General features: G+C 67.9%; 4 protein-coding genes. 3 read left to right on the plus strand and 1 reads right to left on the minus strand.

Features of this window, described 5'->3' with window-relative positions:
- The 3 genes from WAL33_RS06780 to WAL33_RS06790 form a co-directional block, all read left to right on the plus strand.
- On the plus strand, positions 1–757 hold a 757-nt coding region (locus WAL33_RS06780; protein WP_422179748.1), incomplete at its 5' end, for an acetyl-CoA C-acyltransferase.
- A gap of 112 nt (positions 758–869) precedes the next feature.
- Positions 870–1307 carry an acyl-CoA thioesterase gene (locus WAL33_RS06785; RefSeq protein WP_422179750.1) on the plus strand — a complete coding sequence of 146 codons (438 nt, stop codon included), beginning with the start codon at positions 870–872 and terminating at the stop codon, positions 1305–1307.
- 40 nt (positions 1308–1347) lie between these two features.
- Positions 1348–1818, plus strand: a complete 471-nt coding sequence (locus WAL33_RS06790) for a DUF1440 domain-containing protein (RefSeq protein WP_422179752.1) — start codon at positions 1348–1350, stop codon at positions 1816–1818.
- 3 nt (positions 1819–1821) lie between these two features.
- Here WAL33_RS06790 and WAL33_RS06795 read toward each other — a convergent pair.
- The coding region (locus WAL33_RS06795) for a sensor histidine kinase (protein WP_422179754.1) at positions 1822–2852 on the minus strand (1031 nt) is incomplete at its 5' end.

Consider the following 2852-nt stretch of genomic DNA (forward strand, 5'->3'; position numbering starts at 1 on the left):
GTCCAAGTCCACGCGCCAGGAAGCGCGCTACCCCGGCGTGCAGTTCAGTCAGTTCGTCGGCGCGCAGATGATCGCCGACAAATACGGCTTCACCCGCGAGCAGCTCGACCACTATGCGCTCGAATCGCACCGCCGTGCCGCCGCGGCGACCGAGCGTGGCGACTTTCGCGACGAGATCGTCGGGCTCGAGATCGAGACGCCCGAGGGCGAAGCCTGCCACCTGACCGACGAGGGCATCCGCTTTGACGCGACCTATGAAGGCATCCATTCGGTCAAACTGCTGCAGGAAGGCGGGGTGATCTCCGCCGCCAATGCCAGCCAGATCTGCGATGGCGCCTCCGCCGTGCTGGTGGTCAGCGAACGCGCGCTCAAGGAACACGGCCTCACGCCGCTCGCGCGCATCCACAACCTCACCGTCACCGGCGGCGATCCGGTGGTCATGCTGGAGGAGCCGCTGTTCGCCACCGACAAGGCGCTGAAGCGCGCCGGGCTCAGCATCCAGGATATCGACCTGTACGAGGTCAACGAGGCGTTCGCCCCCGTCCCGCTCGCCTGGCTGCAGCATGTCGGCGGCGATCACGCGAAACTCAACGTCAATGGCGGCGCGATCGCGCTCGGCCACCCGCTCGGCGCCTCGGGCACCAAGCTGATGGCGACGTTGGTCCATGCGCTGCACAAGCGTGGCGGCCGCTACGGCCTGCAGACGATGTGCGAAGGCGGCGGGCTCGCCAACGTGACGATCATCGAGCGGTTGTAACAGGCCGAAAAGCACTGCGTTGCCCCGGCGGAAGCTGGGGTATCACGGTGGCGCGCGAACCGACCGCCCCCTGCACATCCCGGCGTCCGCTCAGATGACGTATAGGAAAACCATGGCCAGACCCGAAGCATGGCGGCTCGATCCCGCTTCCTACCCGCATCGTGCGGTGATCCAGACGCGCTTTCAGGATCTCGATCCGCTCGGCCATATCAACAATGTCGCGATGGCTGGCCTGTTCGAAACCGCGCGCGTGCGCTTCAATCGCGCGATGGGCTTGGCTGGCTGGCACGGGCATCGCTGGCTGGTCGCCAACATCACGCTAAACTATCTCGCGGAAAGCTATTTTCCCGAAGATCTGGAGGTCGCGACCGGCATCGGGCAGGTCGGCACGCGCAGCTGGCAGATCCTCAGCGCGGGCTTCCAGAAGGACGAATGCGTTGCCACTTGCGACGCCGTGATCGTGATGAGCGGCGGCGGCGGCGCGACCGCGCTGGCGGAGGATTTCCGCGCCGGGCTGGAGGCCAATCGGGTGATCAGGATCGGCGCATAAGGCGATTGAACGCATTGCCCGGTCGCGGCGTTTAGCGGGCATGACCGATCTCTTTCCCTTGGTGCTGCTGGGCGTTGCCGCCGGGCTGATCGCTTCCGCCGTGATGGAGGCATTCCAGGCGCTCGCGGCCACGCCGTTCGGGCAGACCGGCGGCGGCGATTCCGCCACGGTGAAGCTCGCCGATCGGATCAGCATCGCGCTGACCGGCACGCCGGTGACGCAGAAGCGTCGTGCGCGGGCCGGGCAGGTCGTGCACTACGTCACCGGCATCGCGCTCGGCATCGTCTATGTCGTCGCCGCGGCGGACTGGCCGACGATCACCTTATGGTTCGGCGTCGCCTACGGCATCGGGGTGGCGATCGTGCTGGACTATATCGTCGTTCCCGCGCTCGGCCTTGGGCCCCCGGCATGGAAGACACCGCCCGCCACCCATGCGTACGGCCTGCTGTCGCACGCGGTGTTCGGCGCCGCCTTGCAGGCCGCGCGCGAGATCGGCTTCCTGCTCTTCTGACGGTTAGAGCGCGGCGCGCAGCACCGCGCGGACGCCACCATGAGCGACGTCATATTCGACGATCGACTGCAGGCTCTGCGCCATCGCCCGGATCAGCTTGGTGCCGAGCCCGGTGCCGCGCGGCGTGGCGCCCGGGACCATGCCGATCCCGTCATCCTCGACCGCCAGCACGAAATGGCCCGCGCCATCCTGGTTGAGTGCCACGCGAACTTCGCCGGCGCGCGCCGGATAGGCATATTTGCAGGCGTTGCTGACCAGTTCGGTGACGATCACGCCGAGCGATACGGCGCGATCGGTGGTCAGCCGGATCGGCTCGGCGCTGAGCGAGAGCGTGCGCGGCGCGTCCGGCGTTGACCAGGTCTCGCCGAGCTCGCCGACCAGCGCCCCGAGATATTCCCGCATGTCGACGCTCTCGACCTGGTTCGACGTGTAGAGCCGGCGATGCACCTGCGCTATCGCCGCGATGCGGCGCTGCGTATCGGCCAGCGCATCGCGCGCCGCGCCGTCGTCGAGCACGCCGGCCTGCATGCCGACCATCGCCGAGACGAGCTGCAGGCTGTTGGCAACGCGGTGGTTGACCTCGCTGAGCAGTGTCTCCAGCCGGGCGTTGCTGGCGCGCAACTGCTCCTCGGCCACGGCCTTGTCGCGCTCCAGCGCGGCGCGCGCGATGACCTGTTCGAACGCCGACGCCAGCAGGTCGAAGAAATCCTCGCCGACCGTCTTCACGACATAGTCCGCCGCGCCGGCTTTCAGCGCGGCGACCGCAATGCGGCCTTCCTCCGAACCGGTGACATAGACCACCGGCGGCGGCGCCGGCAGCGTGCGCAGTCGGGCGAGCGTCTCCAGCCCGTCCATGCCGGGCATGTAGTGATCGACCGCGATCAGATCGAACGTGTCGGCCGCGGCCAGCGCGCAGCCCTCGGCGCCGCTTTCCGCCAGCGTCACGGCATAGTCGCGCCGCGCCAGCGACTTCGCCGCCAATCGGCGCAGTCCGGCATCGTCGTCGATATAGAGAACGCGGGTCAGGTTCACCC

Source organism: Caulobacter sp. (assembly GCF_049283275.1).
Classification (GTDB): domain Bacteria; phylum Pseudomonadota; class Alphaproteobacteria; order Caulobacterales; family Caulobacteraceae; genus Caulobacter.

What these genes read in the sequence shown, in the direction of transcription:
- WAL33_RS06785 (WP_422179750.1), top strand. Translation starts at nt 870, where the DNA reads ATGGCCAGACCCGAAGCATGGCGGCTCGATCCCGCTTCCTACCCGCAT.
- WAL33_RS06790 (WP_422179752.1), top strand. Translation starts at nt 1,348, where the DNA reads ATGACCGATCTCTTTCCCTTGGTGCTGCTGGGCGTTGCCGCCGGGCTG.